22 protein-coding genes are annotated in these 24,806 nt (G+C 66.6%); 14 read left to right on the plus strand and 8 right to left on the minus strand.

The window, feature by feature from the left end; all coding sequences use genetic code 11:
* Positions 1-5 precede the first annotated feature (5 nt).
* The 5 genes from AC3WT6_RS00875 to AC3WT6_RS00895 are packed head-to-tail and all read left to right on the plus strand — an operon-like array spanning position 6 to position 3,983.
* Positions 6-923 (plus strand): acetaldehyde dehydrogenase (acetylating), encoded by a 918-nt coding sequence (locus AC3WT6_RS00875; protein ID WP_492651658.1) that lies wholly within the window; start codon positions 6-8, stop codon positions 921-923.
* Position 924: 1 nt separating this feature from the next.
* Positions 925-1,980 (plus strand): 4-hydroxy-2-oxovalerate aldolase, encoded by a 1,056-nt coding sequence (gene dmpG / locus AC3WT6_RS00880; RefSeq protein ID WP_492651659.1) that lies wholly within the window; start codon positions 925-927, stop codon positions 1,978-1,980.
* A 13-nt stretch (positions 1,981-1,993) separates the two neighbouring features.
* Positions 1,994-2,533, plus strand: a complete 540-nt coding sequence (locus tag AC3WT6_RS00885; protein WP_492651660.1) for a VOC family protein — start codon at positions 1,994-1,996, stop codon at positions 2,531-2,533.
* Positions 2,530-3,495, plus strand: coding sequence for an SDR family NAD(P)-dependent oxidoreductase (locus AC3WT6_RS00890; protein WP_492651661.1), 966 nt, complete (start codon positions 2,530-2,532; stop codon positions 3,493-3,495). The genes AC3WT6_RS00885 and AC3WT6_RS00890 overlap by 4 nt, the downstream gene beginning before the upstream one ends.
* 5 nt (positions 3,496-3,500) lie before the next feature.
* Positions 3,501-3,983, plus strand: coding sequence for a carboxymuconolactone decarboxylase family protein (locus tag AC3WT6_RS00895; protein ID WP_492651662.1), 483 nt, complete (start codon positions 3,501-3,503; stop codon positions 3,981-3,983).
* A gap of 10 nt (positions 3,984-3,993) precedes the next feature.
* Here AC3WT6_RS00895 and AC3WT6_RS00900 read toward each other — a convergent pair whose 3' ends face one another.
* Positions 3,994-5,856, minus strand: coding sequence for a sigma-54-dependent Fis family transcriptional regulator (locus AC3WT6_RS00900; protein WP_492651663.1), 1,863 nt, complete (start codon positions 5,854-5,856; stop codon positions 3,994-3,996).
* Between the two features lie 394 nt (positions 5,857-6,250).
* Between AC3WT6_RS00900 and adh the strand changes: the two genes are divergently transcribed.
* The 6 genes from adh (at position 6,251) to AC3WT6_RS00930 (ending at position 11,333) form a co-directional block, all read left to right on the plus strand.
* Positions 6,251-7,771, plus strand: a complete 1,521-nt coding sequence (adh, locus tag AC3WT6_RS00905; RefSeq protein ID WP_492651664.1) for an aldehyde dehydrogenase — start codon at positions 6,251-6,253, stop codon at positions 7,769-7,771.
* Positions 7,772-7,853: 82 nt separating this feature from the next.
* Entirely contained in the window at positions 7,854-8,546 is a 693-nt protein-coding gene (locus AC3WT6_RS00910) for a TorF family putative porin (RefSeq protein ID WP_492651665.1), read from the plus strand.
* Positions 8,547-8,609: 63 nt separating this feature from the next.
* Positions 8,610-9,008 carry a DUF779 domain-containing protein gene (locus AC3WT6_RS00915; protein ID WP_492651666.1) on the plus strand — a complete coding sequence of 133 codons (399 nt, stop codon included), beginning with the start codon at positions 8,610-8,612 and terminating at the stop codon, positions 9,006-9,008.
* Positions 9,009-9,215: 207 nt separating this feature from the next.
* On the plus strand, positions 9,216-9,875 hold the full coding sequence (locus tag AC3WT6_RS00920) for a TetR/AcrR family transcriptional regulator (protein WP_492651667.1): 660 nt from the start codon (positions 9,216-9,218) through the stop codon (positions 9,873-9,875).
* On the plus strand, positions 9,868-10,797 hold the full coding sequence (locus tag AC3WT6_RS00925; protein ID WP_492651668.1) for a metal-dependent hydrolase: 930 nt from the start codon (positions 9,868-9,870) through the stop codon (positions 10,795-10,797). The genes AC3WT6_RS00920 and AC3WT6_RS00925 overlap by 8 nt, the downstream gene beginning before the upstream one ends.
* A 35-nt stretch (positions 10,798-10,832) precedes the next feature.
* A complete protein-coding gene (locus AC3WT6_RS00930; protein ID WP_492651669.1) occupies positions 10,833-11,333 on the plus strand; it encodes a styrene oxide isomerase in 501 nt (166 codons plus the stop codon).
* A 321-nt stretch (positions 11,334-11,654) separates the two neighbouring features.
* Here AC3WT6_RS00930 and AC3WT6_RS00935 read toward each other — a convergent pair whose 3' ends face one another.
* From AC3WT6_RS00935 to AC3WT6_RS00950, 4 genes are all read right to left on the minus strand, one after another.
* Positions 11,655-13,286 (minus strand): phytoene desaturase family protein, encoded by a 1,632-nt coding sequence (locus AC3WT6_RS00935; RefSeq protein ID WP_492651670.1) that lies wholly within the window; start codon positions 13,284-13,286, stop codon positions 11,655-11,657.
* A gap of 68 nt (positions 13,287-13,354) precedes the next feature.
* The gene (locus AC3WT6_RS00940) at positions 13,355-14,161 is read right to left on the minus strand and encodes an SDR family oxidoreductase (RefSeq protein WP_492651671.1); all 807 of its coding nucleotides are present in this window, start codon (positions 14,159-14,161) and stop codon (positions 13,355-13,357) included.
* 31 nt (positions 14,162-14,192) lie between these two features.
* On the minus strand, positions 14,193-14,792 hold the full coding sequence (locus tag AC3WT6_RS00945; RefSeq protein WP_492651672.1) for a TIGR00645 family protein: 600 nt from the start codon (positions 14,790-14,792) through the stop codon (positions 14,193-14,195).
* Between the two features lie 84 nt (positions 14,793-14,876).
* Positions 14,877-15,908: an aldo/keto reductase gene (locus tag AC3WT6_RS00950; protein ID WP_492651673.1), complete on the minus strand. Its 1,032-nt coding sequence runs from the start codon at positions 15,906-15,908 to the stop codon at positions 14,877-14,879.
* 147 nt (positions 15,909-16,055) lie between these two features.
* On the opposite strand from AC3WT6_RS00950, the gene AC3WT6_RS00955 reads away from it, so the two are divergent.
* From AC3WT6_RS00955 to AC3WT6_RS00965, 3 genes are all read left to right on the plus strand, one after another.
* Positions 16,056-16,967, plus strand: a complete 912-nt coding sequence (locus tag AC3WT6_RS00955) for a pseudouridine synthase (protein ID WP_492651674.1) — start codon at positions 16,056-16,058, stop codon at positions 16,965-16,967.
* 166 nt (positions 16,968-17,133) lie between these two features.
* A complete protein-coding gene (locus AC3WT6_RS00960) occupies positions 17,134-18,165 on the plus strand; it encodes a Rieske 2Fe-2S domain-containing protein (protein ID WP_492651675.1) in 1,032 nt (343 codons plus the stop codon).
* 96 nt (positions 18,166-18,261) lie between these two features.
* Complete coding sequence (locus tag AC3WT6_RS00965; protein WP_492651676.1) at positions 18,262-18,585, plus strand: 2Fe-2S iron-sulfur cluster-binding protein; 324 nt, start codon at positions 18,262-18,264, stop codon at positions 18,583-18,585.
* Positions 18,586-18,755: 170 nt separating this feature from the next.
* Here the strand turns inward: AC3WT6_RS00965 and AC3WT6_RS00970 are convergent, their stop codons facing one another.
* Genes AC3WT6_RS00970 through AC3WT6_RS00980 form a run of 3 tightly spaced genes read right to left on the minus strand, consistent with a single transcriptional unit; the run spans position 18,756 to position 24,729 of the window.
* Complete coding sequence (locus tag AC3WT6_RS00970) at positions 18,756-21,854, minus strand: efflux RND transporter permease subunit (RefSeq protein ID WP_492651677.1); 3,099 nt, start codon at positions 21,852-21,854, stop codon at positions 18,756-18,758.
* A gap of 28 nt (positions 21,855-21,882) precedes the next feature.
* Entirely contained in the window at positions 21,883-23,184 is a 1,302-nt protein-coding gene (locus tag AC3WT6_RS00975) for an efflux RND transporter periplasmic adaptor subunit (protein WP_492651678.1), read from the minus strand.
* Between the two features lie 51 nt (positions 23,185-23,235).
* Complete coding sequence (locus AC3WT6_RS00980; RefSeq protein WP_492651679.1) at positions 23,236-24,729, minus strand: efflux transporter outer membrane subunit; 1,494 nt, start codon at positions 24,727-24,729, stop codon at positions 23,236-23,238.
* Positions 24,730-24,806 lie beyond the last annotated feature (77 nt).

Genomic DNA, 24,806 nt, shown 5'->3' on the forward strand with positions numbered 1-24,806 from the left:
GAGTCATGACCAAGATCAAGTGCGCCATCATCGGTCCCGGCAACATCGGCACCGACCTGATCTACAAGCTCAAGCGCAGCCCGGTTCTCGATCCGGTGTGGATGGTCGGCATCGACCCGACCTCCGAGGGCCTCAAGCGCGCCCGCGAGATGGGCCTCAAGACCACCGACCAGGGTGTCGACGGCCTGCTGCCGCATGTGCTGGCTGACGGCGTGCAGATCGCCTTCGATGCCACCAGCGCCTACGTCCACAAGGCCAACTCCGACAAGCTCAACGCGCTCGGCGTGCTGATGGTGGACCTCACGCCCGCCGCCATCGGCGGCCTCTGCGTGCCGCCGGTGAATCTCGCCAGCCACGCCAAGGCGCAGGCGATGAACGTCAACATGATCTCCTGCGCCGGGCAGGCGACGATCCCGATGGTCAACGCAGTGGCACGCGTCCAGTCGGTGGGCTATGCCGAGATCATCGCCACGGTGTCGTCGAAGTCCATCGGCCCGGGCACCCGCGCCAACCTCGACGAATTCACCTACACCACCTCCAATGCGGTCTGCGCCGTCGGCGGCGCGCGTACCGGCAAGGCGCTGGTGATCATCAATCCCGCCGACCCGCCGATGATCATGCGCAACACCATCTACTGCCTGACCGACGATGAGCCGGATCAGGAGCGCATCCGTGCATCGGTGCTGGAGATGGTGAAGGAAGTGCAGAAGTACGTCCCCGGCTACCGGCTGGTGAACGGCCCGGTGTTCGACGGCAAGAAGGTCGCCTGCTTCATGGAGGTCGCCGGCCTGGGCGACTACCTGCCGACCTATGCCGGCAACCTCGACATCATGACCGCTGCCGCCGCCCGCACTGCCGAGATGTTCGCCACCGAGATTCTGGCGGGTCGCTACCAGCTGAAGGCATTGAAGGAGGCCGCATAACATGAGCGAGCTGAAAAATCTCAAGGGCCGCAGGGTTCTGGTGCATGACATGGCGCTGCGCGATGGCATGCATGCCAAGCGCGAGCAGATCTCCACCGAGCAGATGGTCAAGGTCGCCACTGCGCTCGACGATGCCGGCGTGCCGCTGATCCAGGTCTCGCACGGTGCGGGGCTTGGCGGCAACTCGCTGCAGCACGGCTTTGCCATGCACAGCAACGAGGAATACTGGGACGCGGTCGTCCCGAAGATGAAGCGGGCGAAGGTTTCCTGCCTGCTGATCCCGGGCCTCGGCACCATGAAGGAACTGCACAGCGCCTATGACCACGGCGTGCGCAGTGTGCATGTGGCCACCCACTGCACCGAAGCCGATACCAGCCCGCAGCACATCGCCTATGCGCGCAAGCTCGGCATGGACGCCACCGGCTTTCTGATGATGGCCCATCTCAACGACCCCAAGGGGCTCGCCGAGCAGGGCAAGCTGATGGAGAGCTACGGCGCCCAGACCGTCTACATCACCGACTCGGCCGGCTACATGCTGCCGAACGATGTGATCGAGCGCGTGCGCGCCCTGCGCGCCGTGCTCAAGCCGGAAACCGAGATCGGCTTTCACGGCCATCACAACCTCGGCATGGGCATCGCCAATTCCATCGCGGCGATTGAAGAAGGCGCCTCCCGCATCGACGCCTCGGTCGGCGGCCTCGGCGCCGGCGCCGGCAACACGCCGCTGGAAGTCTTCATCGCGGTCTGCGACCGCATGGGCATCGAGACCGGTTGCGACCTGTTCAAGCTGATGGATCTGACCCAGGACGTCATCTTCCCGATGATGGATCACATCGTGCGCGTCGATCGCTCCTCGCTGACGCTGGGCTTCGCTGGCGTCTACTCGACCTTTTTGCTGCACGCCGACCGTGCCGGCAAGAAGTACGGCCTGCCGGCGCGCGACATCCTGGTCGAGCTGGGCCGCAAGAAGATGATCGGCGGCCAGGAAGACATGATCGAAGACACCGCGCTGACCATGGCCAAGGAGCGGGGCTTGTTGAAGGACAAGGCGGCTTAGCCCGCGCGGCCCCATGAATCCCAAGGCCTGGGGCCCGATCAAACAGCTCGCCTACGTCGTCGAGGATCTCGACGCCGCCATCACGCGCTGGATCGCCACCACCGGTGTCGGTCCCTGGCTGGTCTACCGCAACGCGCGCATGCAGGGCGTCTGTCGCGGCGAGACCACCGAGGTGAAGCTGCATGTCGGCCTGTCGTACCAGGACGGGATGCAGATCGAACTGATCCAGCCCGTCAGCGACCGACCCTCGCCTTATCAGCACGCGGACGGCCGACCCATCGTCGGCATGCACCACCTCGCCTGGCACTCCGCCGATCTCGATCGCGATGTCGCCGCAGGCCGGGCGCGCGGCTGGCGGCCAGTGTTCGAGGCCAGCAATGGCCTGGTGCGGGTCGCCTATCTGGAGCACCCGGAGGAGCCCGGGCCGCTCTACGAATTCATCGAGGCGGTGCCGGTGGTGATCGAGGGCTTCAGCGCCGGCCAGCAGGCCTCCGCCAACTGGGACGGCCAGGGCGAGGCGGTCACCGTCATCGACTTCGAGGCCGGCGCATGAGCGGCGGTCTGGGCCGCTGGCTGCGGCGGGTGCCGTTGGCGCCGGCGGTGGACCTGCGTGGCCGGCAGATCATCGTCACCGGCACCGCGCCCGGCTCCATCGGCGAGGCGACCGCCCGCCAGCTGGCGGCCTGGGGCGCCGACCTGGTGGTCACCACCCGCGGCAACGCCGCCGCCGTGGCAGCCGGCCTGCAAGGGCAGCTGGCCGGCAACGCGGCGGCGGGGACCATCGAAGGCCATCCGCTGGATCTCGCCGACGCCGGCTCGGTGCGGCGCTTCCTCGCCTGGTATCTGGCGCGGCCGGCGGCGCGGCTGGACGTGCTGGTCAACAACGCCGGCATCCATCTCGATCTGCTGTCGCAATGGCGGCAGCCGCGGCTCAGCGCCGATGGCCAGGAGATCCACTGGCGCACCAACTACCTGGGCACCCTGCAGCTGACGTTGGGCCTGCTGCCGCTGCTGCGCGAGACCGCGCACCGCCAGGGCGGTGCGCGCATCGTCAATCTGGTTTCTGAGCTGCACGTCCGCGGCCGCAATAGCGACCTGTTCGGCCGGCAGCGGCCCTACGACTCCTGGCAGGCCTACGGCAATTCCAAGCTGGCGCTGGTGCATGCCAGCTTCGAGCTACAGCGCCGCTACGGCGCGACCGAGGGCCTGCGCAGCTACTGCCTGCATCCGGGCGCGGTCTATACCAACATCGCCGACCGCGGCCTTTCCGGCAACCCGCGCCTGGAGGCCTTGCGCCGCGCCTTGGCGCCCATCGAGCGGCTGTTCCTGCTCAGCCCGGAAGAAGGCGCGCAGACCTCGCTGTACTGCGCCACCAGCCCCGACGCGGCGGGCGGCCGCTACTACCGGCGCTGCCGGCCGGCGAACGCCAGCCCGGACAGCGCCGATCAGGCCGTCGCAGCGCGCCTCTACGAGCAGACCCAGACCTGGGTCGCCGGCCTGTCAGCACCGGAGTAGCCGTCATGCCCAATATCAACGTCGTTGACGATCTCGGCAGCTGGATGAGCCTGCGGCCGGAGATGGCACCGGGCCTGGTCGCCTTCAGCAACGCGGTCTACGGCCAGAGCCAGTTGCCGCGACGTGTGCAGGAGATCGCCCGCATGCGCATCGCGCTCGCCAACGAGTGCAGCGTCTGCCAGGGCGCGCGCTGGGCCGAGGGCAACAACGAAGGACTCGACGCGGCCTTCTATGCGCAGGTACTGGACTGGCGCGACGCGTCGATCTACAGCGCACGCGAGAAGCTCGCCGCCGAGTACGCCGAGCGCTTCGCCAGTGCCCATGTCGGGCTGCGCGCCGACAGCGACTTCTGGCAGCGCTACCGTGCGCAGTTCAGCGAGGCGGAAATCGTTGATCTCGCGCTGTGCTGCGCGCTCTGGCTCGGCGCCGGCAGAACCATGCGGGTGCTGGACGTCGGCCAGAGCTGCGCCCTGACCTTGGGCGGCTAGCGACGGCCGCTCAGTGCGGCTTCTGCAACAGCCGCCGGTACAGGGTGCTGCGGCTGACCCCCAGGCGCCGCGCGGCGGCGGAGACATTGCCTTCGGCGGCGGTCAGCGCACTGCGCATCGCTTCTTCGGCCAGCCCGCTCAGTGTGGCGTCCGTGGCCAGCGGCACGACTTGCGGCAGGGGATCGCGTAGCGCCGGCGGCAGGTCATCCAGAGTCAGCCGGTAGTCGGGGCCGGCCAGCGCCAGCAGCGCGCGCAGGCAGGAAACCAGTTCGCGGTAGTTGCCCGGCCAGTCGTGCGCGGCCAGCCGCTCCCTCAGTTCACTTGGCAATTCCGCCGCCGGACCCTGTTGCAGGCGGCGCCACAGGTCGCCGATCAGGCCCGGCAGGTCGGCGTGTTCGCGCAGCGCCGGCAGCGGCAGCGTGTACTGCGCGATACGGTAGTAGAGATCGGCGCGGAAAGTACCCTGCGCCACCGCCTGGCGCAGATCGCGGTGGGTGGCGCAGATCAGGCGGAAGTCCACCGCCACCGGCTTGCCGCCACCGAGCGGCGTCACCTCGCGCTGCTGCAAGACCCGAAGCAGGCGCGACTGCAAGGCCAGCGGCATGTCGCCAATTTCGTCGAGGAACAGCACGCCACCCTGGGCCTGGCGCAGCAGGCCGACGGCGCCGCGCCGGCGCGCGCCGGTGAAGGCGCCTTCCTCGTAGCCGAACAGCTCGGACTCGATCAGGTTTTCCGGTAGCGCCGCGCAGTTCACCGCCACCAGCGGCGCTTGGGCGCGGCTGCAGGCGGCGTGCAGCTGCTGCGCGAACACCTCCTTGCCGGCGCCGGTCTCGCCCTGCAGCAGCACCGGCAGGTCGGCGTCGAGGATGCGGCTGGCGCGCGCCAGCGCCTTGCGCGCGGCGGCGTCGAGCACGATGGCCTCGGCCGCCGGCGCCAACCGGGCCGGCGCCGCGGCGGTCGGGCTCATGGCCAGAGGCCGCGCCGCCTCCGGGTCCAGCCGGCCATGCAATTCGCGACCGCGCAGGCCACGCAGCGGCGCGCCGTCGCGCAACTGCGAGAGCGTGGTGGCGAACAGCTCGGAGTAGCGGCATTCCCCAAGGCTGTCCCAGTCCAGCCCGAGCAGCGCCAGGGCATGACGGTTGGCGGCGACCAGACGTGGGCCATCGAACACCAGCACGCCCTCGCGCGCGGTGCCCAGATGGCCGCGCTCACTGTGCAGGCGCAGCACCTGGCAGTGTGGGTAGCGGCCCTCGAACAGCCGGTGCTCGATCTGGTCCACCACCACCCGCAGCAGACCCAGGGCGTGGGCATGCGGCATCGCCGCATGGCCGGAGAGATCGAGCGCGCCGGCAAGCCGGCCATCGGGTTCCAGAATCGGTGCGGCGTGGCAGCTCAGGATGCGGTGCGGCGCGAAGTAGTGCTCGGCGCCGCGCACCGCCACCGGCCGGCGTTCGATCAACGCCATGCCGATAGCATTGGTGCCGGTAGCGGCCTCGTGCCATTGCACGCCGGGGCGCAGGGCGACGCGGGCCGCCTTGTCGGCGAAGTCGGTGCTGCCGACCGCGTCGAGCACCAGGCCCTGCGGGTCGGTGAGGATCACCACACTGTCGGTGTCGCGGGCATCGAGATACAGCGACTCGATCTCCGGCCGGCACAGGCGGCGCAATTGCTCGTGGCGCTCACAGGCCTCGCGCAGCCCACCACTGGACAGCGTCGCCACCTCGGGCGTCTTGGCAGCTTCCAGGCCCAGCGCCGCGCAACGCGTCCAGGAGCGCAGGATCGGTTCTGCGATCAGACCGCGCGGCGTGCGGCCATCCTCGAAGAAGCGGCGTCTGGCGGCCAGCACCGATTGATGATCGTTCGTGGCTTGCATGGGGTCTCCTCGGTCACTGTCGCAATCTGCGACACCTGCTCCGCACCCTGTTCCCCCAAGTTACATAGACGCGGCGCAAACGCAAACGCGAAGGCTCGCCAGCCGCGTCCGGCGCCGCCGAATTTCCGACCGCATTCAAGCGTCTAGCCCGGCCACCCCGACCTTGGCCGCAGGCTGGCACAGGCGCTGCCCCTTAAGGCCCGAGAGCTGGTGAAGAAATCGTAGCGAGCATGGCCTGCTGCAAGGAGCCGAACCGACTAAAGGTTCGGCCAGCACAGCAACCGCAGCGCACTTGTGTGCGTGAGGATTGCGAGCAGCGCATGACGCTGCAGCAGGACAGCACAGGAGATTTATTCGCCAGCTCCGACACCACAACAACGGAGGAGCCGTACCGATGAACATGCCCCTGCTGCAAACCAACAGCACCGCCTCGCCATTCCGCAGCCGCTACGCCAATTTCATCGGCGGCGACTGGCGCGAACCGGTGGACGGCCGCTATTTCCAGAACCTCTCGCCGGTCAACGGGCAGGTGATCTGCGAGGTGGCGCGCTCCAGCGCCGCCGACATCGAGCTGGCGCTCGACGCCGCCCACAAGGCGAAGGACGCCTGGGGCCGCGCCAGCAGCACCGAGCGCGCCAATGTGCTCAACCGCATCGCCCAGCGCATGGAGGACAACCTGCGCCTGCTGGCGCTGGCCGAGACCTGGGACAACGGCAAGCCGATCCGCGAAACCATGGCCGCCGACGTGCCGCTGGCCATCGACCACTTCCGCTACTTCGCAGGCTGCATCCGCGCGCAGGAAGGCTCGATCGGCGAGGTCGACCACGACACCGTCGCCTACCACTTCCACGAGCCGCTGGGCGTGGTCGGGCAGATCATCCCCTGGAACTTCCCGCTGCTGATGGCGGCCTGGAAGCTCGCCCCGGCGCTGGCCGCCGGCAACTGTGTGGTGCTCAAGCCGGCCGAGCAGACGCCGGCCAGCATCCTGCTCTGGGCCGAGTTGATCGGCGACCTGCTGCCGCCCGGCGTGCTCAACATCGTCAACGGCTTTGGCCTGGAAGCCGGCAAGCCGCTGGCATCCTCGAGCCGCATCGCCAAGATCGCCTTCACCGGCGAGACCACCACCGGCCGGCTGATCATGCAGTACGCCAGCCAGAACCTGATCCCGGTGACGCTGGAGCTGGGCGGCAAGTCGCCCAACATCTTCTTCGACGACGTGATGCGCGAAGACGACGACTACTTCGACAAGGCGCTCGAAGGCTTCGCGATGTTCGCGCTCAACCAGGGCGAGGTCTGCACCTGCCCGAGTCGCGCGCTGGTACACGAGAAGATCTACGACCGCTTCATGGAGCGCGCGGTCAAGCGCGTGCAGGCGATCAAGCAGGGCTCGCCGCTGGACGAGGCGACCATGATCGGCGCCCAGGCCTCCAGCGAACAGTTGGAGAAGATCCTCAGCTACATCGACATCGGCAAGCAGGAGGGCGCGAAGCTACTCACCGGCGGCGCGCGCGCCGCGCTCGGCGGGGACCTGTCTGGCGGCTACTACGTGCAGCCGACGGTGTTCGCCGGCCACAACAAGATGCGCATCTTCCAGGAAGAGATCTTCGGCCCGGTGGTGTCGGTCACCACCTTCAAGGACGAAGAGGAGGCCCTGCATCTCGCCAACGACACGCTCTACGGCCTCGGCGCCGGTGTCTGGAGCCGCGATGCCAACCGCTGCTACCGCTTCGGCCGCGGCATCCAGGCCGGCCGCGTGTGGACCAACTGCTATCACGCCTACCCGGCGCATGCCGCCTTCGGTGGCTACAAGCAGTCCGGCATCGGCCGCGAGACGCACCGGATGATGCTCGACCACTACCAGCAGACCAAGAACATGCTGGTGAGCTACAGCCCGAAGGCGCTGGGCTTCTTCTAAACCGCGCCACGCGTTCGGCGGGCGGCCCACAAGCCGCCCGCCCATTGCCACAGACCTACAAAAAATCCACGAGGAGATGACCATGACCAATTTCCGCCCCCAAGGGCAAGGCCTGCTGCTGGCCGCCATCCTGAGCTGCACGGCAGGGCCCGCCCTGGCCGAGGCTCCGCAGATTTCCTACACGCTGGGCGCCGCCAGCGACTACGTGTTCCGCGGCGTCAGCCAGACCAACGAAGACCCCTTTGTCTTCGGCAGTGTGAATCTCGCCGCCGGTGGCTTCTATGTGGGTGCCGGCGCCGAGAACGTCGACTTCGGCAACAGCATCGACTTCGAGTACGACCTCTGGGCCGGCTGGACCACCAAGCTGGGCGCCCTGGGCCTGGATCTCGGCCTGGTCCGCTACGGCTACCACGACCAGCCCGCCGGCGTGGACATCGACACCCTCGAGTACAAGCTGGCGCTGAGCCATCCGCTGGGGCCGGTCAATGCCGGCGCCGCGCTCTTCTACACCAGCGACTACTTCGGCTCCGATGACTCCGGCACCTATGCCGAGCTCAACGCCAGCTACAACCTCAACCCGCAGTGGTCGGTCTCCGGCGCCTACGGCAAGCAGGACGTCGGCACCGGGCTCGACTACGCCACCTGGAATCTCGGCCTGGGCTGGGCGGCGAGCAAGCTGGTTTCCGCCGACCTGCGCTACCACGATACCGACGCGCACGAGGCCGGCGCAATTCTCGATAGCCGGGTCGTGGGCACCATCAAGCTCAGCTTCTGAGGCACTCACGCCCCCGCGCCGGCTCAAGAACCCGGACCGGCGCGGGGTCATTTAGGAGGCGTCATGACCACAGACATCTTCCCCAGGGTCGTCGCGACCGAAGCCGCCCTGCGCTTGATCGACGAGTTGCGCGCCGAGCACGGCGCCGTGCTGTTCCATCAGTCCGGCGGCTGCTGCGACGGCTCCTCGCCCATGTGCTATCCGGTCGGCGGCTTCATCGTCGGCGACCGCGACATCCGCCTCGGGGAAATCGGCGGCGCGGAGTTCTTCATCAGCGAACCGCAGTTCGCCTATTGGCAGCACACCCAACTAATCATCGACGTGGTGCCGGGGCGTGGCGGCATGTTCTCGCTCGACAACGGCAGCGACCGACGTTTTTTGACTCGCTCGCGGCTGTATACCGAGGAGGAACAGGCTCGGCTTGGGCCACAGCGGAGCTACGCGGACAGTCGGGAAAGCTAGGCTGCGCGCTTGCCCGGTGTAGGTTTCGGTGCGGGCGCCGAACGCCTCCGGAGCTACTTGGGCTCCCGGCTCCAGCCCAAAGCGGACGGCGCTGCCAGCCCTCTAACATCACTTGACGATGCGACTCAAAGGTGGCCATCAATAGGCACGAACAGCGCGTCGGCAATTATGTTGACGATGTTACGTTAATGATGTTTACTGATCTGCATGGCCCGCCCAAAGTTCTCCGATGACCTGCGTGCGCAAAAGCGCGACCAAATTCTGGATGCCGCAATGGCGGTGTTCGAGAAGGAGGGCGGCGAAGACGCACTTAGCTTCCGCCGCCTCGCCACGGAACTGGGCTTGAGCTATTCCGCGCCCTACCGCTACTTCGCCGACAAGCAGGAGCTGGTGAATGCCTTGCGCGCCCGCGCCTTCCGCTGGATCGAGGCCGAGATGCGCGAGGCCATCGTGGGCTTGAGCGAGCCCGAGCAGCAGCTGGAGTCACTGGCGGCCGCTTACATCCGCAGCGGCATGGCACACCCGCACCGCTACGCGCTGATGTTCTTCGCTCTCGAACAGCTGGAGGTGGCGCGCAGCTCGATAGAGCTCAAGGCCGCCAAGCGCGACGCGCTGGATGTATGTACTCAGGTGATTGCCGCCGGCCAGGCGCGCGGCGACTTTCCAAGGGCCATCGACCCGCTGACCGCCAGCCATCTGTTCTGGATAGGTGCGCACGGCCTGGTGTCGCTGCAGGTGGCCGGGCAGTTCGTGATGGGTCGCGATGTGAAGGTGCTGGTGCCCACGTTGATCCACGCGCTACGCACAGGCCTGGAGCACGCCGATAGCGCAGATAAAGCCCCCGCCAAGGAGAAACGTCATGGTTGAAGCCCAACACGGCCTGGCCCCGCTGTCGGCCGAGCCCACGCCCGTTCCGCGTCGCATCGCCTTCGAGTTTCCCGACGACATCGACCCACAGTGGATCCCGGGCGAGCCCGAGCTTGCAGCGATGATGAACGGTGGCTCGCTGACCATGCCGTATCTCGAACCGTTTCTGATCCGCACCGTACGTGAAACCACGCAGCTGCTCGGCAACGAGCACTTAAGCGAGCAGGGCCGCGCCTTTAACACCCAGGAACAGCACCACTACCAAGCCCACCGGCGTTTCAACGAGATGCTCAAGGCCAAGCGCTATCCACAGCTCGAAGCCATCGAGCGCGACATGCAGGCGGCCTACACGCGCCTCGCCCTGCGTACGCTGCGCACTCGCATGGCCTACACCGCGGGCTTCGAGTCAATGACCCTGGGCGTGACCAAATGGCTCATCGAGCAGCGCGTTAGCTTGTTCAGGGGTGCGGATACGCGCGTGGTGTCCTTCGTGCTCTGGCACATGGTGGAAGAAACCGAGCACAAGTGCGTGGCCTACGATATCTACCAGGCGGCCTTCGGCGGCAGTCTGGGCGGCTATCTGGCGCGGGCTTACGGCGTCTTCCACGGCTCGCTGCAGGTGATGTGGTTTTCGATGCGCGCCTACAAGGTGATGCTCCAGCACGAGGGCCTGTGGCGGCAACTGCGCTCGCGGCTGCGGCTCGCCAGGCACATCACCGCCTTCATCTGCCACGTTGGCCCCTATCTGCTGCGGGCAGCACTGCCTGGCCATTCGCCGCGCCGCGAGAAGGACCCGCAATGGGTGCTGGACTGGATCGCCGGCCACGGTACCGCGCCGCTGGACCAGATCCCCCTGCTGGACACCCACGCGCCGCAGATGCCCGTGCCCTATGCCCAACCGATGGCAAAGGCCGTCGCCTAAAACCACAACAACCCACACACAATCAGGAGAGCACGGTGAAGAACGAAACTTGGGTGGTGGCAGGCCAGGGGCTGTCGAGTCGCATCGGCGGCAAACTGCTCGTGCATTGCTTCATCATGATGTTTCTTGGCTTCTGCGGCGGCTTCGTGTGGCTGATCGCACTCGCTGACAACGTGCTGCACATACTCCCCCTGCCGCGCTTCGACGTGATGGTGCCCAACCAGAAGGAGCTGCTGCGCAACGCCCACGTCGGCCCCTTGGTGAACTCAATGTATGTGATGGCGATGGTGCTCTTGAGCCCACGCCTGCAATTCAGCGTGCGGCAGGCACGGTGGTTCTACTACGCCGCGATCGTGATGCTGTGGGGCAACGCCATCGGCTACTCAGCCGCCGTATACGCGCCGGAACGCGGCCTGCAGCCCATAGGTAGCTGGCCGAATCTGCTGAGCTACGGCTCGTTCTACGTGGCCGTGTTCGGGGCCACGATTGCAACAGGTATTTGCCTGACCAACGCGCTGCGGGCAGCACGAGGCTGACCTGCCTGATGTTTCGCTCCAAGTTGATGTGCGAGTCATCGGGACGAAAGTACTGATGAGGCGATATGAGCGTCCGCTATTGGCGCCACGCGACCCATCGCCGTCTCACTCAGCAAGTCTTCCTGCAGCGCCACCGAATCCGGCGGGCGATGACCTCGTAAGTCATCGCACCGCCGGCACACGGCCAGTTGCTGCTGATGGCGGGCACTGTGATGTTCCTGCTGGGCCTGCTCACTGGGCTCTCGCCGCCGGGGCTGAAGAACAAGCGCATGAGCTTGTCGTTTCATCATCCGGCACTCTCGTCGCTTCGCGGGTTCCGGCTCAGGTCGGGGTCGCCGCCGGCTCGGTCGGCTTCCAGGTCTTGAGCAGCTTGAACACCTGCCCCGCCTTCGTCCCCAGCATCGCCGCCGTGGTCAGCACGCCGCCCATCAGCGCGCCGCCGACGCCGGCGGTGACCACGTCCTGGCCGGTGAGATAGAGGCCCTTCACCGGCGTCACCGGGTGCAGCCACTTCTGCTCGAAGCGGTGCAGGTCGTGATCGAGCCCGTAAATCTCGCCCTTGCCGTACATGCCGAAGTACTCGGTCGATAGCGGCGTCGACAGCTCCCAGTAGTCCATCGCGCCGCGCAACTGCGGCATCTGCTGGTACAGACCTTCGAGCATGCGTTCGCCGAACTGTTTCTTGAGCGCCTCGTACTCGGCGCCGCGATGGTTCCAGGTTTCCTTGGCCCACTTCTCGAACCACTCGTAGCGGCCCAGGGTGATGACTTCCACCGTGCTCTTGCCGGGGTAGTTTCTCTCCCACTCCGGGTCCTTCGCGGACGGGAAGGAGACGTAGAGCATCGGCAGGCTGTTGATCGGATCGTCGAGAAAGCGCTGGGTGTTGCCCTCGTGATCGGCGTTGGGATAGATCCAGAGATTGGTCTTGGGCAGACCCAGCTCCCGCGCCGTGCCCTTGAAGCCGGCGTAGAGGCAAAGATGCCCCGAGGAGGCATGCACCTCGCGCAGCTTGGCGGGGTAGCCGTGGCGCTGGCGCTCGGCTGCCGGCAGCAGGCTGCCGAAGGTCAGCTCGGCGCCGGCGCTGCTGACCACCGCCGGCGCGCGGACCTCGCTGCCGTCTTCCATCCGCACGCCGACCGCGCGGCCGTTCTCGATCAACAGCTCCTTGACCCTGGCGTAGGTGAACACCTCGCCGCCACCGCTACGGATCACCGGGACGATGGTGTCGGCGATCTTCCAGGAGCCGCCCACCGGATAGTTGCCACCCGCGAAGTAATGCTTGGTGACGGCGGCGTGCATGATGAAGGCGGCCTCGGCCGGCGGCAGGCCGTAGTCGCCCCACTGGCCAGTGAGCACGGCGATCAGTTGCTGGTTGCTGGTGAGCTTCTCCAGCACCGCGCGGGTGCTCATGAAGCATTCCTTCGGCAGCCGGAAGCGCTTCAGCGCCTCGTAGACGCGGGCGATGCGCGGCGGCATGGCCTGGCCGGCGAAGTAGGCCTGCATGCTGCCGCTGACTTTCTGCACCAGACGGAAGTACTCATCGATGGCCGCGCCTTCTTCGGGGAAGTGGCGCTTCAACTCGGCGGCGAGATTGTCCTTGCCGGCGATGAAGTCGTAGTGCCGGTCGCCGATGATGATGCGGTCGTAGCAGGCGTCCATCGGCGCCCATTCGAGCTTGCCATCGCTGATGACGTCAAAGATGCGGCGCAGCGGCGCGTAGGGCTTGTGCACCTCGCCGATGTAGTGCACGCCGACATCCCACTCGTAACCCTCGCGCTCGTAGGAATGCGTGAAGCCGCCAGCGGTGTAGTGCTGCTCCAGTACGCAGACCTTGCGGCCCAGGCGCGTCAGCAGTGCCGCGCAACTGAGGCCGCCGATGCCGGAGCCGATGACGATCACGTCGTAGTCCTGCGCGGCGCGGCCGGGCCGGTAGCGCTTGCCGATTCTTTTCATGCTCTCCCCCAAACAGTTGGGCGCACCTTAACGCAGCAGCGTGGGCGCCTCCAACGGCGGCGCGCGACTCAGTTGGCGCGGAAGAAATGCCGGAACAGCCGCTCGTACCAGCGGTAAGGGAGCACTGCGCGCAGCCAGAGGGCCAGGCGCTCGATGGGCGCGATGGCGAGGTGGCGGAAGGTCGGCTGCGGGTGTTCGACCAGGTTCAGCATCTGACGGGCGAAGCGCGCCGGCTCCAGGCCCTTGCGCTCGTCCTCCTCCATCCAGCCCACCGAGGCCTCGCAGCGCGCGTGGTAGCTGGAGGCCTCGGTCCAGCCCACGACCCGGCGCCGCTGCGCGGTGAAGCCGGTGGCGAAGTTGCCGGGCTGGATGCAGGCAACGCGGATCGCATGCGGCGCCACCTCGAAGCGTAGCGCCTCGGCCCAGGACTCCAGCGCCGCCTTGCTGGCGCAGTAGTAGGCCTGGAACGGCACCGGCAGCTGCGTCACCAGCGAGCCGACCTGCACGATCAGTCCGCCGCCCTGCTGGCGCAGCTGTGGCAGCAAGGCGCGGGTGACTCGCACCGCGCCGAAGAAATTGGTCTCGAACTGCTGCTGCGCCTCAGCGCTGCTGGTGTCTTCGATGGCGCCGGCAATACCAAAGCCGGCGCAATTGATCAGCACGTCGACGCGCGGCTCGGCGGCCAGCAGCCAGGCGATCGCCGACTGCACGCTGTCGTCGCGGTCCACATCCAGCGCCAGCGGCTTGCAGCCGGGCAGATCCTGCGGCGGCCTCCGGCTGGCGGCATAGACCCGGTGCCCGGCGGCGGCCAAGGCCTCGGCACAGGCCCGGCCCAGGCCGGAGGAAGCGCCGGTGACCAGCACCACCTTGCTCATCGCGCGCTCCGCGCCGGTCTTGCGGCAGGCTTCAGTGCTTGACCTCGCCCCTGGGATGCGCGGGCAGACCGGCGCTCATGATGCGGTCGGTCCAGGCAATGCCGATCGCCGAGGCGATGAAGGCCATGTGGATGATGGTCTGCCACATCACGCCGGTGGCGGTGACGGTGGCGCATTTGACGCCGGGGTCCACCGCCGAGCACAGCGGCAGGGCGCCGAGGCTGCCGGCCTCGATGAAGGTCTTGAGCAGGTGGATCGAGGAGATGCCGATGATCGCCATCGCCAGCTTCACCTTGAGCACCGAGGCGTTCACATGGCTGAGCCACTCCGGCTGATCCGGGTGCTTTTCCAGCCCCAGGCGCGACACGAAGGTTTCGTAGCCGCCGACGATCACCATCATCAGCAGGTTGGAGATCATTACCACGTCGATCAGCGCCAGCACGATCAGCATCACCTGCTGCTCGTTGAGCTCGAAGGCGCCGTGGATCAGATGCCAGAGCTCCTTGCAGAACAGCACCACGTAGACACCCTGGGCAACGATCAGGCCCAGGTAGAGCGGCAACTGCAGCCAGCGGGAAGAGAAGATCAGGGTCGGCAGCGGGCCGAGGCCATAGGATTCGCGGGAGGACATTGGGCAGCCAGAAGGGAGTGACGAAAAAGGCGGGCGCAGTCTAGCAACTGCCGATGACCGCCAGACGGCATCGGGTGGCGGTCATCACCACTGCGTCGGCTTGGGATTGCGCTCGTCGAAGCCGCGCTGGTGCCAGTAGGGGTAGATCGGCGTGCGCTGGCTGGCGGCGTCCAGCCGCGTCACCTGCTCGGCGCTCAAGGTCCAGCCCAGGGCGCCGAGGTTCTGCCGCAGCTGCTCCTCGTTGCGCGCACCGATGACGATGTTGGCGACGCTGGGACGTTGCAGCAGCCAGTTGAGCGCTACCTGCGGCACGGTCTTGCCGGTTTCGGCGGCGACGGCGTCGAGCGCATCGACGACCTGGTACAGGTAGTCGTCCTCGACAATCGGCCCACCCTCGGCGCCGCCCTGCTGGATGCGTCCGGCCGTCGGCGGCTGGCCGCGACGGATCTTGCCGGTGAGCCGGCCCCAGCCGAGCGGGCTCCAGACCATGGTGCCCAGGCCCTGCTCCAGGGCCAGCGGCATCAGCTCCCACTCGTAGTCGCGGCCGATCAGCGAGTAATAGCCCTGGTAGCTGACGTAGCGACCCAGGCCGTAGCGCTCGGAAGTGGCCAGCGCCTTCATCACCTGCCAGCCGGAGAAATTGGAGCAGCCCAGATAGCGGATCTTGCCGGCGGTGATCAGGTCGTCGAGCGCGCGCAGGGTTTCCTCCACCGGCGTCAGCGCGTCATAGCCGTGCATGAAGTAGAGGTCGATGTGGTCGGTGCCCAGGCGCTTGAGGCTGGCCTCGCAGGCGCGGATCAGGTGATGGCGCGAGGAGCCCTTGTCGTTGGGGCCGGCCCCCATGCTGAAAGTAGCCTTGGTCGAGATCAGCACCTGGTCGCGCCGGCCTTGCAGCGCCTGCCCGAGGATCTCCTCGGAGGCGCCCCCGGAGTAGACATCGGCGGTATCGAAGAAATTGAGGCCGGCTTCCAGGCAGACATCGACCAGACGCCGCGCGCCGGCGACATCGGTCGCGCCCCATTTGCTGAACATGCTGCCGATGCCGCCGAAGGTGCCGGTGCCGAGGCTGAGGACCGGCACTTTCAGGCCGGAGCGGCCGAGCTGTCTGTGTTCCATGGCGATCGTCCTTGAATGGCAGCGGGAGGAATACCAGCTATGGGGACCGGATGCGAGTATCCCAAGAGCGGCGCCGCATGCTCATGCCGCTACCCGCCGCCGGAACCCGCTAGGCTGGGCGCCCCGCCCGCCTCCTTCTGCCCCCAAGTGCACGCTCCCCTGCCCGTCCGCGACGGCGTCGGCCCCAGCAGCATCGTGTTGCCGGCCGGCCCCTGGGCGCGGCTGGCGGACTTCCTGCGCGAACGCTTCCCCGAGGTCGCCGCCGAGATCTGGCTCGGGCGCGCCGCGCGAGGCGAGCTGCGCTTGCAGAATGGCGAGACCACCGGGCCGGAGCAGCCTTACAAGGCCGGCGGCACGCTCTACTACTACCGTGAGCTGGAAGCGGAGCCGGAGATCCCTTTCCAGGCCGAGCTGATCTACCGCGATGACCACCTGCTGGTCGCCGACAAGCCGCACTTCCTGCCGGTGGTGCCGGCCGGCCGCTATCTGCAGCAGACCCTGCTGGTTCGGCTCAAGCGCGAGCTGGGGCTGGAGGCGCTGGTGCCGCTGCACCGCATCGACCGCGGCACCGCCGGGCTGGTGCTGTTTTCGGTCAATCCCGAGACGCGCGGCCGCTACCAGCAACTGTTCCCCACCCGCAGCGTGGAAAAAATCTATGAGGCCGTCGCACCCAGCCTGCCCGCGCTGACGCTGCCCCTGCGGCACCGCAGCCGGCTGGTCGATGGCGAGCCTTTCTTCCGCATGCGCGAGGTGGAGGGCGAGCCCAACAGCGAAACCCTGATCGAATCCCAGACCCTGCTGGACGACGGCCTGAGCCGCTACCGCCTGCAGCCGCTCACCGGCCGCAAGCACCAGCTGCGCGTGCATCTGGCGGCTCTGGGCGCGGCCATCGTCAACGACAGCTTCTACCCCGAGCTGCGGCCGGAGCTGGAAGACGACTACCGCCACCCGCTGCAACTGCTGGCGCGCTCGGTGCGCTTTGTCGATCCGCTGAGCGGCGAGGCGCGCCGGTTTGAAAGCCGGCGTCAGTTGGACCTAGGACTGGCGAAGCCAGATTGAGCAACACACTCGCCTCCACCCTGCCGGCGTGGCGAGTAAAGAGAACGCCTTCTCATAACCTAAATGGACGAGGCCCGGCCCAAACCGGCAGGCCACCATGACGCACCCTCAGGCCCTGAAGAGCCGTGGGCCATACCCAGATCAGGCAACAGGAGATACCGACATCATGGGCGCCATCAATCTGAAGATGCTTCTCGAATCACAGACCCTGGAGCGCGCGCCGTTTCCGGTTCCGGTCGGCTGGTACTTCATCGACCACGTGGAAAACCTCAAGGCCGGCGAGATGCGTAACATCTTCGTATTCGGCCAGGAGTGGGTGCTGTTCCGCACCGAAGGCGGCAAGCCGGGCGTCTCCGACCCTTACTGCCCGCACCTGGGCGCCCACATGGGCCACGGCGGCAAGGTCTGCGGCGAGCACCTGCGCTGCCCCTTCCACCACTGGGAATACGACACCGACGGCAACTGCAAGGCCATCCCCTACGCCAAGGTGATGCCGCCGATCACCAAGAAGGGCCCGATCCTGCGCACCCTGCCCACGGTCGAGAAGTACGGGATGATCTGGAGCTGGTACCACCCGGCTTGCGAGCCGCCGAGCTTCGAGCTGCCCTACATCCCGGAGATGGAGGACGCCACCGGTTACACCGGCTCGCGCCGCGGCAGCTGGAGTGCGAACACCTGCATCCAGGAGATCGCCGAGAACGGCGTCGATGTCGCCCACCTGAAGTTCCTGCACAACGCGCCGATGATTCCGCCGGTCGAGGCCAGCTACGAAGGCGCGCGCATGCACCTGGACATCGGCAAGGGTTACATCCTCGGTGAGATGTATGGGCCGGGCCTGAACGTCATGCGCTTCAACCAGGTCAACCCGGCCACCGGCAAGCCGGTGACCTCGACGATGATCTCGTACTCGGTGCCGATCAGCCACGACAAGACGCAGATGAACATGAGCTTCCGTCACGTCGACTACCCGGCCGGCACCACCGAGCTGGCCTTCTCCAAGAAGCAGATCGACCACATGATCGGTGCTGCCGAGGGCGAGGAAAGCGCCGGCTTCGAGAGCGTCGACTTCATCGTCTGGAACAACAAGAAGTTCCGCCCCAACCCGCTGCTCTGCGACGGCGACGGTCCGGTGCTGCAGTTCCGCAAGTGGTTCAAGCAGTTCTACGTCGACAAGCCCAAGCTCGAAGAAGCCGCCTAAGCCCGGCGTTTCGATCTGAGCGAACGTAGTAGTTGGCGAAAACGCCTCCGTGCCGGTCGTCGGCACGGAGGCTTCACTTTGAGTGGAGTTGGAAAGATGGCAGTGGTGAAGGTGATCGGCCGTGATGGCAGCGAAAGCAAGCTCGAAGCCCTGGGGGGTTGCCCCTTGATGGAAGCGCTGCGCGATGCCAATACCGGCGTCGAGGGCACCTGCGGTGGCGCCTGCTCCTGCGGCACCTGCCATGTCTACGTCGATGCCGCCTGGCTGGACAAGCTGCCGCCGAAGTCTGAGGACGAGCAGATGATGCTGGAGGCGATCGGCGAGCTGGTGCCGCTCAAGTCCGGCTCGCGGCTGTCTTGCCAGATTCCGATGAGTGAGAAGCTGGAAGGCCTGGTGGTGGAGATCGCGCCGGCGCTGTAGCTGGCCTGGAGCCGACGGGCTCCGCTGGTGCTGACCAGCGAGTTCCGCGCTCGGCACCCGCACGACAAGCCGTAGCCACTGGGCTCGGCCTCACTGCTCGCAAGAAGCAGTACCCAAACAAAAGAGCCCGAGGATCATTCCCCGGGCTCCGCTGTTGCAGCCATCGCCGCTCAGTGGGCCACGGCCGGCGGCACCTCGTCCTCGGCAGCGGCCGACTTGGCGTGATGGTCCGCCGCCAGCAGCATGTACATCGCCGGCACCACGAACAGCGTGAACACCGTGCCGATGAATATGCCGGAGGCGATCACCACGCCCATGTGGTTGCGGCCGACCGCGCCCGCGCCCTCGGCGATCACCAGCGGCATCACGCCCAGCACCATCGCGGCGGTGGTCATCAGGATCGGCCGCAGGCGCACGCCGGCGGCGGCGAGTATCGCCTCGAGCTTGCTCCTGCCGGCCTTCTGCTCGTCGTTGGCGAACTGCACCAGCAGGATGCCGTGCTTGGCGATCAGGCCCACCAGGGTCACCAAGCCCACCTGGGTGTAGATGTTGATCGTCAGGTTCTTGTAGCCGAGGAAGATAAACACCAGCGCGCCGAAGATCGCCATCGGCACCGAAGTCAGCACGATCAACGGATCGCGGAAGCTCTCGAACTGCGCCGCCAAGGTCAGGAAGATGATCACCAGGGCCAGGCCCATGGTCAGGGCGAAAGCCGAGGTCTCCTGCATGAACTGGCGCGACTCGCCGCCGTAGTCGACGGTGTAGCCGGCCGGCATCCGCTGGTCGGCGAGCTTCTTCAGATAGTCGAGCGCGTCGCCCAGCGTGCCGGAAGGCACGCCGCTGAACGTCGCGGAGTTGAGCTGCTGGAACCGGCTGACACGGGTCGGAATCGCCTGCGTCTTCAGTGTCACCACCGTCGAAGCCGGCACCACCTCGCCGCTGGCGGTGCGGATGTAGTAGTTGTTGAGCTGGTCGGCATTCAGCCGGCTCACCTGCTGCGCCTGCGGGATCACCTTGTAGGAGCGCCCGGCGATGCTGAAGTAGTTGACGTAGCCGCCGCCCAGCATCGCGCCCAGCGAGGAGCCGATGTCGCGCATCGACAGCCCCAGTGCGGCCGCCTTGTCACGGTCGACATGCACCGAGACCTGCGGCTTGTTGAGCTTCAGATCGGTGTCGATGTAGTAGAACTTGCCGCTCTTCTGCGCCTCCGCGAGCATGTCGCTGGCCACCTCGTCGAGATTGGCGAAGGAGTCGGTGGTGCCGATCACGAACACCACCGAGGTGTTGGCGCCACCGCTGCTGGTCGGCAGCGGCGGAGGTTGCGAGGCGTAGATGGTGGCGCCGGCGATGCTGTTGAACTTCTCCTGCAAATCCCTCTGGAGATCGAAGCTGCTGCGCGTACGCTGATCCCAGGGTTTGAGGATCATGCCGGTGAGCGTGGTATTGGGGGTGCTGACGCCGTCCAGCGTGAACGCCTGCTCGACTTCCGGCGTCGCCTTCACGTACTCGTACATCTTGCGCGAGTAGACGCCCATCTGCTCCACCGAGGCATTTGGCATGGCGTAACCGAAGCCGATCACGAAGCCCTGGTCCTCCTGCGGCGCCAGCTCCTTCTTGAAGCCGATGGCCGAAGGCATCATCAGCATCACCGCGATCAGGCCGATGATCAGGAAGCCGAAGGCGACCACGGTCTTCCAGCTGCTCAGTGCGCCGCCAAGCAGACGCTCGTAATGCGCCCGCGTCCATTCGAAGTTGCGGTCGATCATCTGAATGAAGCGGTTGCCTTCATGCTCGCCCGGCTTCAGGAAGTAAGCGGCCATCATCGGTGACAGCGTCAGCGCGACGATGGCGGAGACCACTACGGCACCGACCAGGGTGAACGCGAACTCCGAAAACAGGGTGCCGGTGAGGCCGCCCTGGAAGCCGATCGGCACGTACACGGCGATCAGCACGACGGTCATCGCGACGATGGGGCCTGCCAGTTCGCGCGCGCCCTGCAAGGCCGCCTTGAACGGCGTCATGCCGTCCTTCATGTGGCGATCGACATTCTCGACCACGATGATCGCGTCATCGACCACCAGGCCGATCGCGAGCACCAGCGCCAGCAAGGTCAGCAGGTTGATCGAATAGCCCAGTACCAGCATGAAGATGAAGCCGCCGACCAGCGACAGCGGAATCGCCACCGCCGGGATCAGCACCGAACGCGGTGAGCCGAGAAACAGGAAGATCACCGCCGAAACGATCAGCAGCGCCTCGATCAGAGTGGTCTGCACCTCACTGATGGCGCTGCGGATGTAGTCGGTGGCGTCGTAGTCGATCTCGCCGCTGAGGCCCTTGGGCAGCTGCGCGACGATGCCCGGAAAGGCTTCGCGCACGTCGCCGATCACGGTCAGCACGTTGGCATCGGGCGCGACGCGAACACCGATGAACAGCGCGCGACGGCCATCGGAACGCGCATTGAAGTCGTACTGCTCGGCGCCCAGGGTGACATTGGCGACGTCTTCCAGGCGGACGATGCCGCCCTCATTGGACTTCACCACCAGCTTGCGGAATTCCTCCAGCGAGTGCAGATCGGTGCGCGCGGTCAGATCCACGGTCACCATCTCGCCCTTGGTCGAGCCGATGGCGGAGATGTAGTTGTTGGCGCCCAGCGCGGTGTAGACGTCGGCGGCGGTGAGGCTATAGGCGGCCAGCCGCTGCGGGTCCATCCACACGCGCAGCGCGAACTGGCGGGCGCCGAAGATTTCGGCGTTCTGCACACCGGCAATGCCCTGGAGCTTGGGCTGCACCACGCGCAGGAGATAGTCGGTGATCTGGTTGGCCGCCAGCGTGTCGCTGGTGAACCCCAGATACATCGAGGCGGTGCTCTCGCCGGTGGAGATCTTCAGCGAAGGCTGCTGCGCGCCTTCCGGCAACTGGTTCAGCACCGAGTTCACCTGGGCGCTGATTTCCGACAGCGCCTTGGTGGCGTCGTAGTTCAGCCGCAGGTTGACGGTGATGACACTGGCGCCGTTGAGCGAGGTCGAGAAGATGTAGTCGATGCCCTGGGCCTGGGCAATGGCGGCTTCCAGCGGCGCGGTGATGAAGCCGGCGATCACGTCGGCATCCGCACCAAAGTAGGTGGTGGTGACGGTGACCGCCGCGATCTGCGATTCCGGATACTCACGCACCGGCAGCTGGGCCACGGCACGCAGGCCCAGCACCAGGATCATCGCGCTGACCACCAGGGCCAGGACCGGTTTCTTGATAAAGGTGTCAGTGAAGTTCATGAGCTTTCCAAGAGCGCGGTGAGCGCGCTTACTCGTCGACCGGACGCGGGTCCGGGTTGCTGGACGGCTGCAGCTCGTTGTTGATGACGATGGCGGTGTCGTTCTTGAGCTTGATCTGGCCGCTGGTCACCACCTCGTCGCCTTCCTTGAGGCCGCTGATCACCGCGACCTGGTCGCCGCGACTGGGGCCGGTCTTGATGAACACCTGACGCGCCACCAGCACCGGCTCAGCCGAGGCAGCCGGTGCGGCGGCGGGCTGGGCTTGTTCGCCGTCCTTCTTGCTGGCGGCCTCGGCGGCGGCCTTCAGATCGGCGTCGGCCTTCTTCAGCGCTTCCGACTGCAGCAGGTCGTCCGGCTTGTTGTCGGGGACCGCGCTCTCTTCACCACGCTTGACGACGATGAACACCGTCTCGCCATAGGGGTTGAAGGCCACCGCGTTGGCGGGCAGGGTCAGGTAGCGCTGCGGCGCCCCGGTGGCGACCACCACATTGGTGAACATGCCCGGCAGCAGCTTGCGCTCGGGGTTCTTCAGCGTTGCCTGCACCTTGACGTTGCGGGTGCTGGCATCGACCACCGGATTGATGGCGGTGACCGTGCCGCTGAAGCTCTGGCCCGGGAAGCTATCGGTGGTGGCGGTGACCTGTAAGCCATTCTGGAGCTGCGCCAGCGCGGACTGCGGCACCGTGAAGTCAACGTGGACGGGATCGAGCTGCTGCAGGGTCACCAGCTTGTCGCCCGGATTCAGATACTGGCCCGGGTTGACAGTGGTGATGCCCAGGCGGCCAGGGAACGGCGCCTTGATCGCCTTCTTGCGGATCAGTGCGTTCTGCTCGGCAACTGCCGCTTCCGCCGCCTTCAGCTTGGCGGCTTCGGAATCGGCCTGCGCCTGGCTGATCGCCTGCGCGGCCAGCTGCTTGCGGGCGCGCTGCTCGACACTGCGCGCCAGCTCGGCATCGGCCTGCAGAGCACGCAAGCGGGCGTAGTCGGAGTCCATCACCATCTGCACCAACAGCTCGCCTTCCTTGACGTCTTCGCCGGAACGCACCTGCACGGCCTCGACCACGCCGGACACCTCGGCAGCCAGATCAACACCGCGCGCGGCGCGGAGCGAACCCACCGCGGAGATGTTCGGTTGCCATTCCTCATAGGCGACCTTGGCAGTGGACACTGTCGATTTCGGCTCGCCCATCGCGGCGAAGCCGTCGATCATCTGCTTGACGCTGTAGGCCTTGATGCCGGCGATCACCGCCACCAGCACGACCACGCCGACGATCATCACGATCCAGCGCTTGGCGTTGTTTTGAGTCTTGTATCCGTTCGGGCTGTACATGGGCTTCGCGCCTGGCAAGAAGAGGGTTTTTAGAAAACGAGAACTGATTTATTAAGGGGCAGCGACCGCGGTCGCGGTGCCCGCTCCGGCATCGCGGGAGGTGAAGCCGCCGCCCAGCGCCTGGAACAGCGCGACGCTGTCCTGGTAGCGCGCCGCCTGCGCCTGCACGTAGGCGGTGCGGGCCTGGATCTGCTGCTGCTGGGCACTGAGCAGCTGCAGATAGCTCGCCGCCCCCAGTTGGTACTGCAGCTGCGCCAGCTTCAGTGCCTCGTCGGCAGCGGCAGCGGCCTCGTGCTGCGACTGCAGGCGCTCGGCATCGGTTTCCACCTGGCGGAGGGCGTCGGCGACGTTGCGGAAGGCGTTGAGCACGGTGAGCTTGTAATCGGCGGCCGACTGCTCGTAGGCCGCCTGCGAGCCCTTGTAGAGCGCCGACAGTGCACCGAAGTGGAAAATCGGCGCGCTCAGATTGGCGCCCAGGCTCCAGACGTCGCCGTCAAACAGGTTCTCGATCTTGGACGACTGGCTGCCGTAGCTGGCGCTCAAGGTGAGCTTGGGAAAGCGGTTAGCGGCGGCGACGCCGACATTGGCGGAAGCCGTGCGCAATGCGGCCTCGGCGGCCAGCACGTCGGGCCGGCGCTGCACCAGGGTCGAGGGCAGCGACACCGGCAGCTCCTGCGGCAGGCTCAGCTCCTGCAGCTCGAAGTTGCTGGCGACGCGCTCGCTGGGCAGCTTGCCGAGATACACCGCCAGCTGGTTCTGTACCTGGCTCAGCTGCAAGCGCAACGGCGGCAGCTTGGCGCGCTCGGCGGCCAGCAGCGAGCGGGCATTGAGCAGCTCGGCCTTGCCGATGGCGCCCAGGTCGAACTGGGTTTCGCTCACCTTCAGGGTCTTTTCCTGGTCGGCGAGGATGGCCTCCTGGCCCTGCACCAGCGCGCGCAACTGCGCCTCCTGCACCGCCGCAGTCACCACATTGGCGACCAGGGTCTGGTAGGCCGCCTCGCTCTGGTAGCGCTGGAATTCGGCCTGCGCCAGCACCGCCTCGATGCCGCGGCGGGTGCCGCCGAACAGGTCGATGCCGTAGGAGACGTCGACCGAGGCGTTGTAAAGGTTGTAGATGGTGCTGCCGCCTCCGGGATTGCCGAAGCTGCTGGTATCGATCTTCTGGCGGGTGCCACTGGCGCTGGCGTCGACGCTTGGATAGCGGTCAGCGCCACGCGCCTGGGCATTGGCCTGCGCGACCCGCAATGCCGCCTGCGCCGAGGCGACGCTGGGGCTGTTGGCGAGCGCCTCGTTGACCAGGGCATTGAGCTTTTCGGAGCCGAACAGCGTCCACCAGCGGTCCGGGACTTCCTTGCCGGCGAGGAACTTCTGGGCCTCGCCACCGGGAACCGGAGTGGCCACGGTCTCGGCGGGCAGGGGATCGGCGCCGTAGCGCTCGCCGCCAGCCGCAGCCGGCGCCTGGTAGTCCGGCCCAAGGGCGCAGGCGGACAACAGGGAGGCCAGCGCCAGGGCGGCAGCGGGTAGGGGCAGGAGGACCGGACGCATGGGGTTCTCTAGGCAAAAGAGCCGCCAGGGGCGGCCGGAGCAGGGCTGATGGGCGCCATTATTGACCGGTTTGTGAA

The sequence above is a fragment of the Stagnimonas sp. FW305-C-60 genome, from assembly GCF_058782965.1.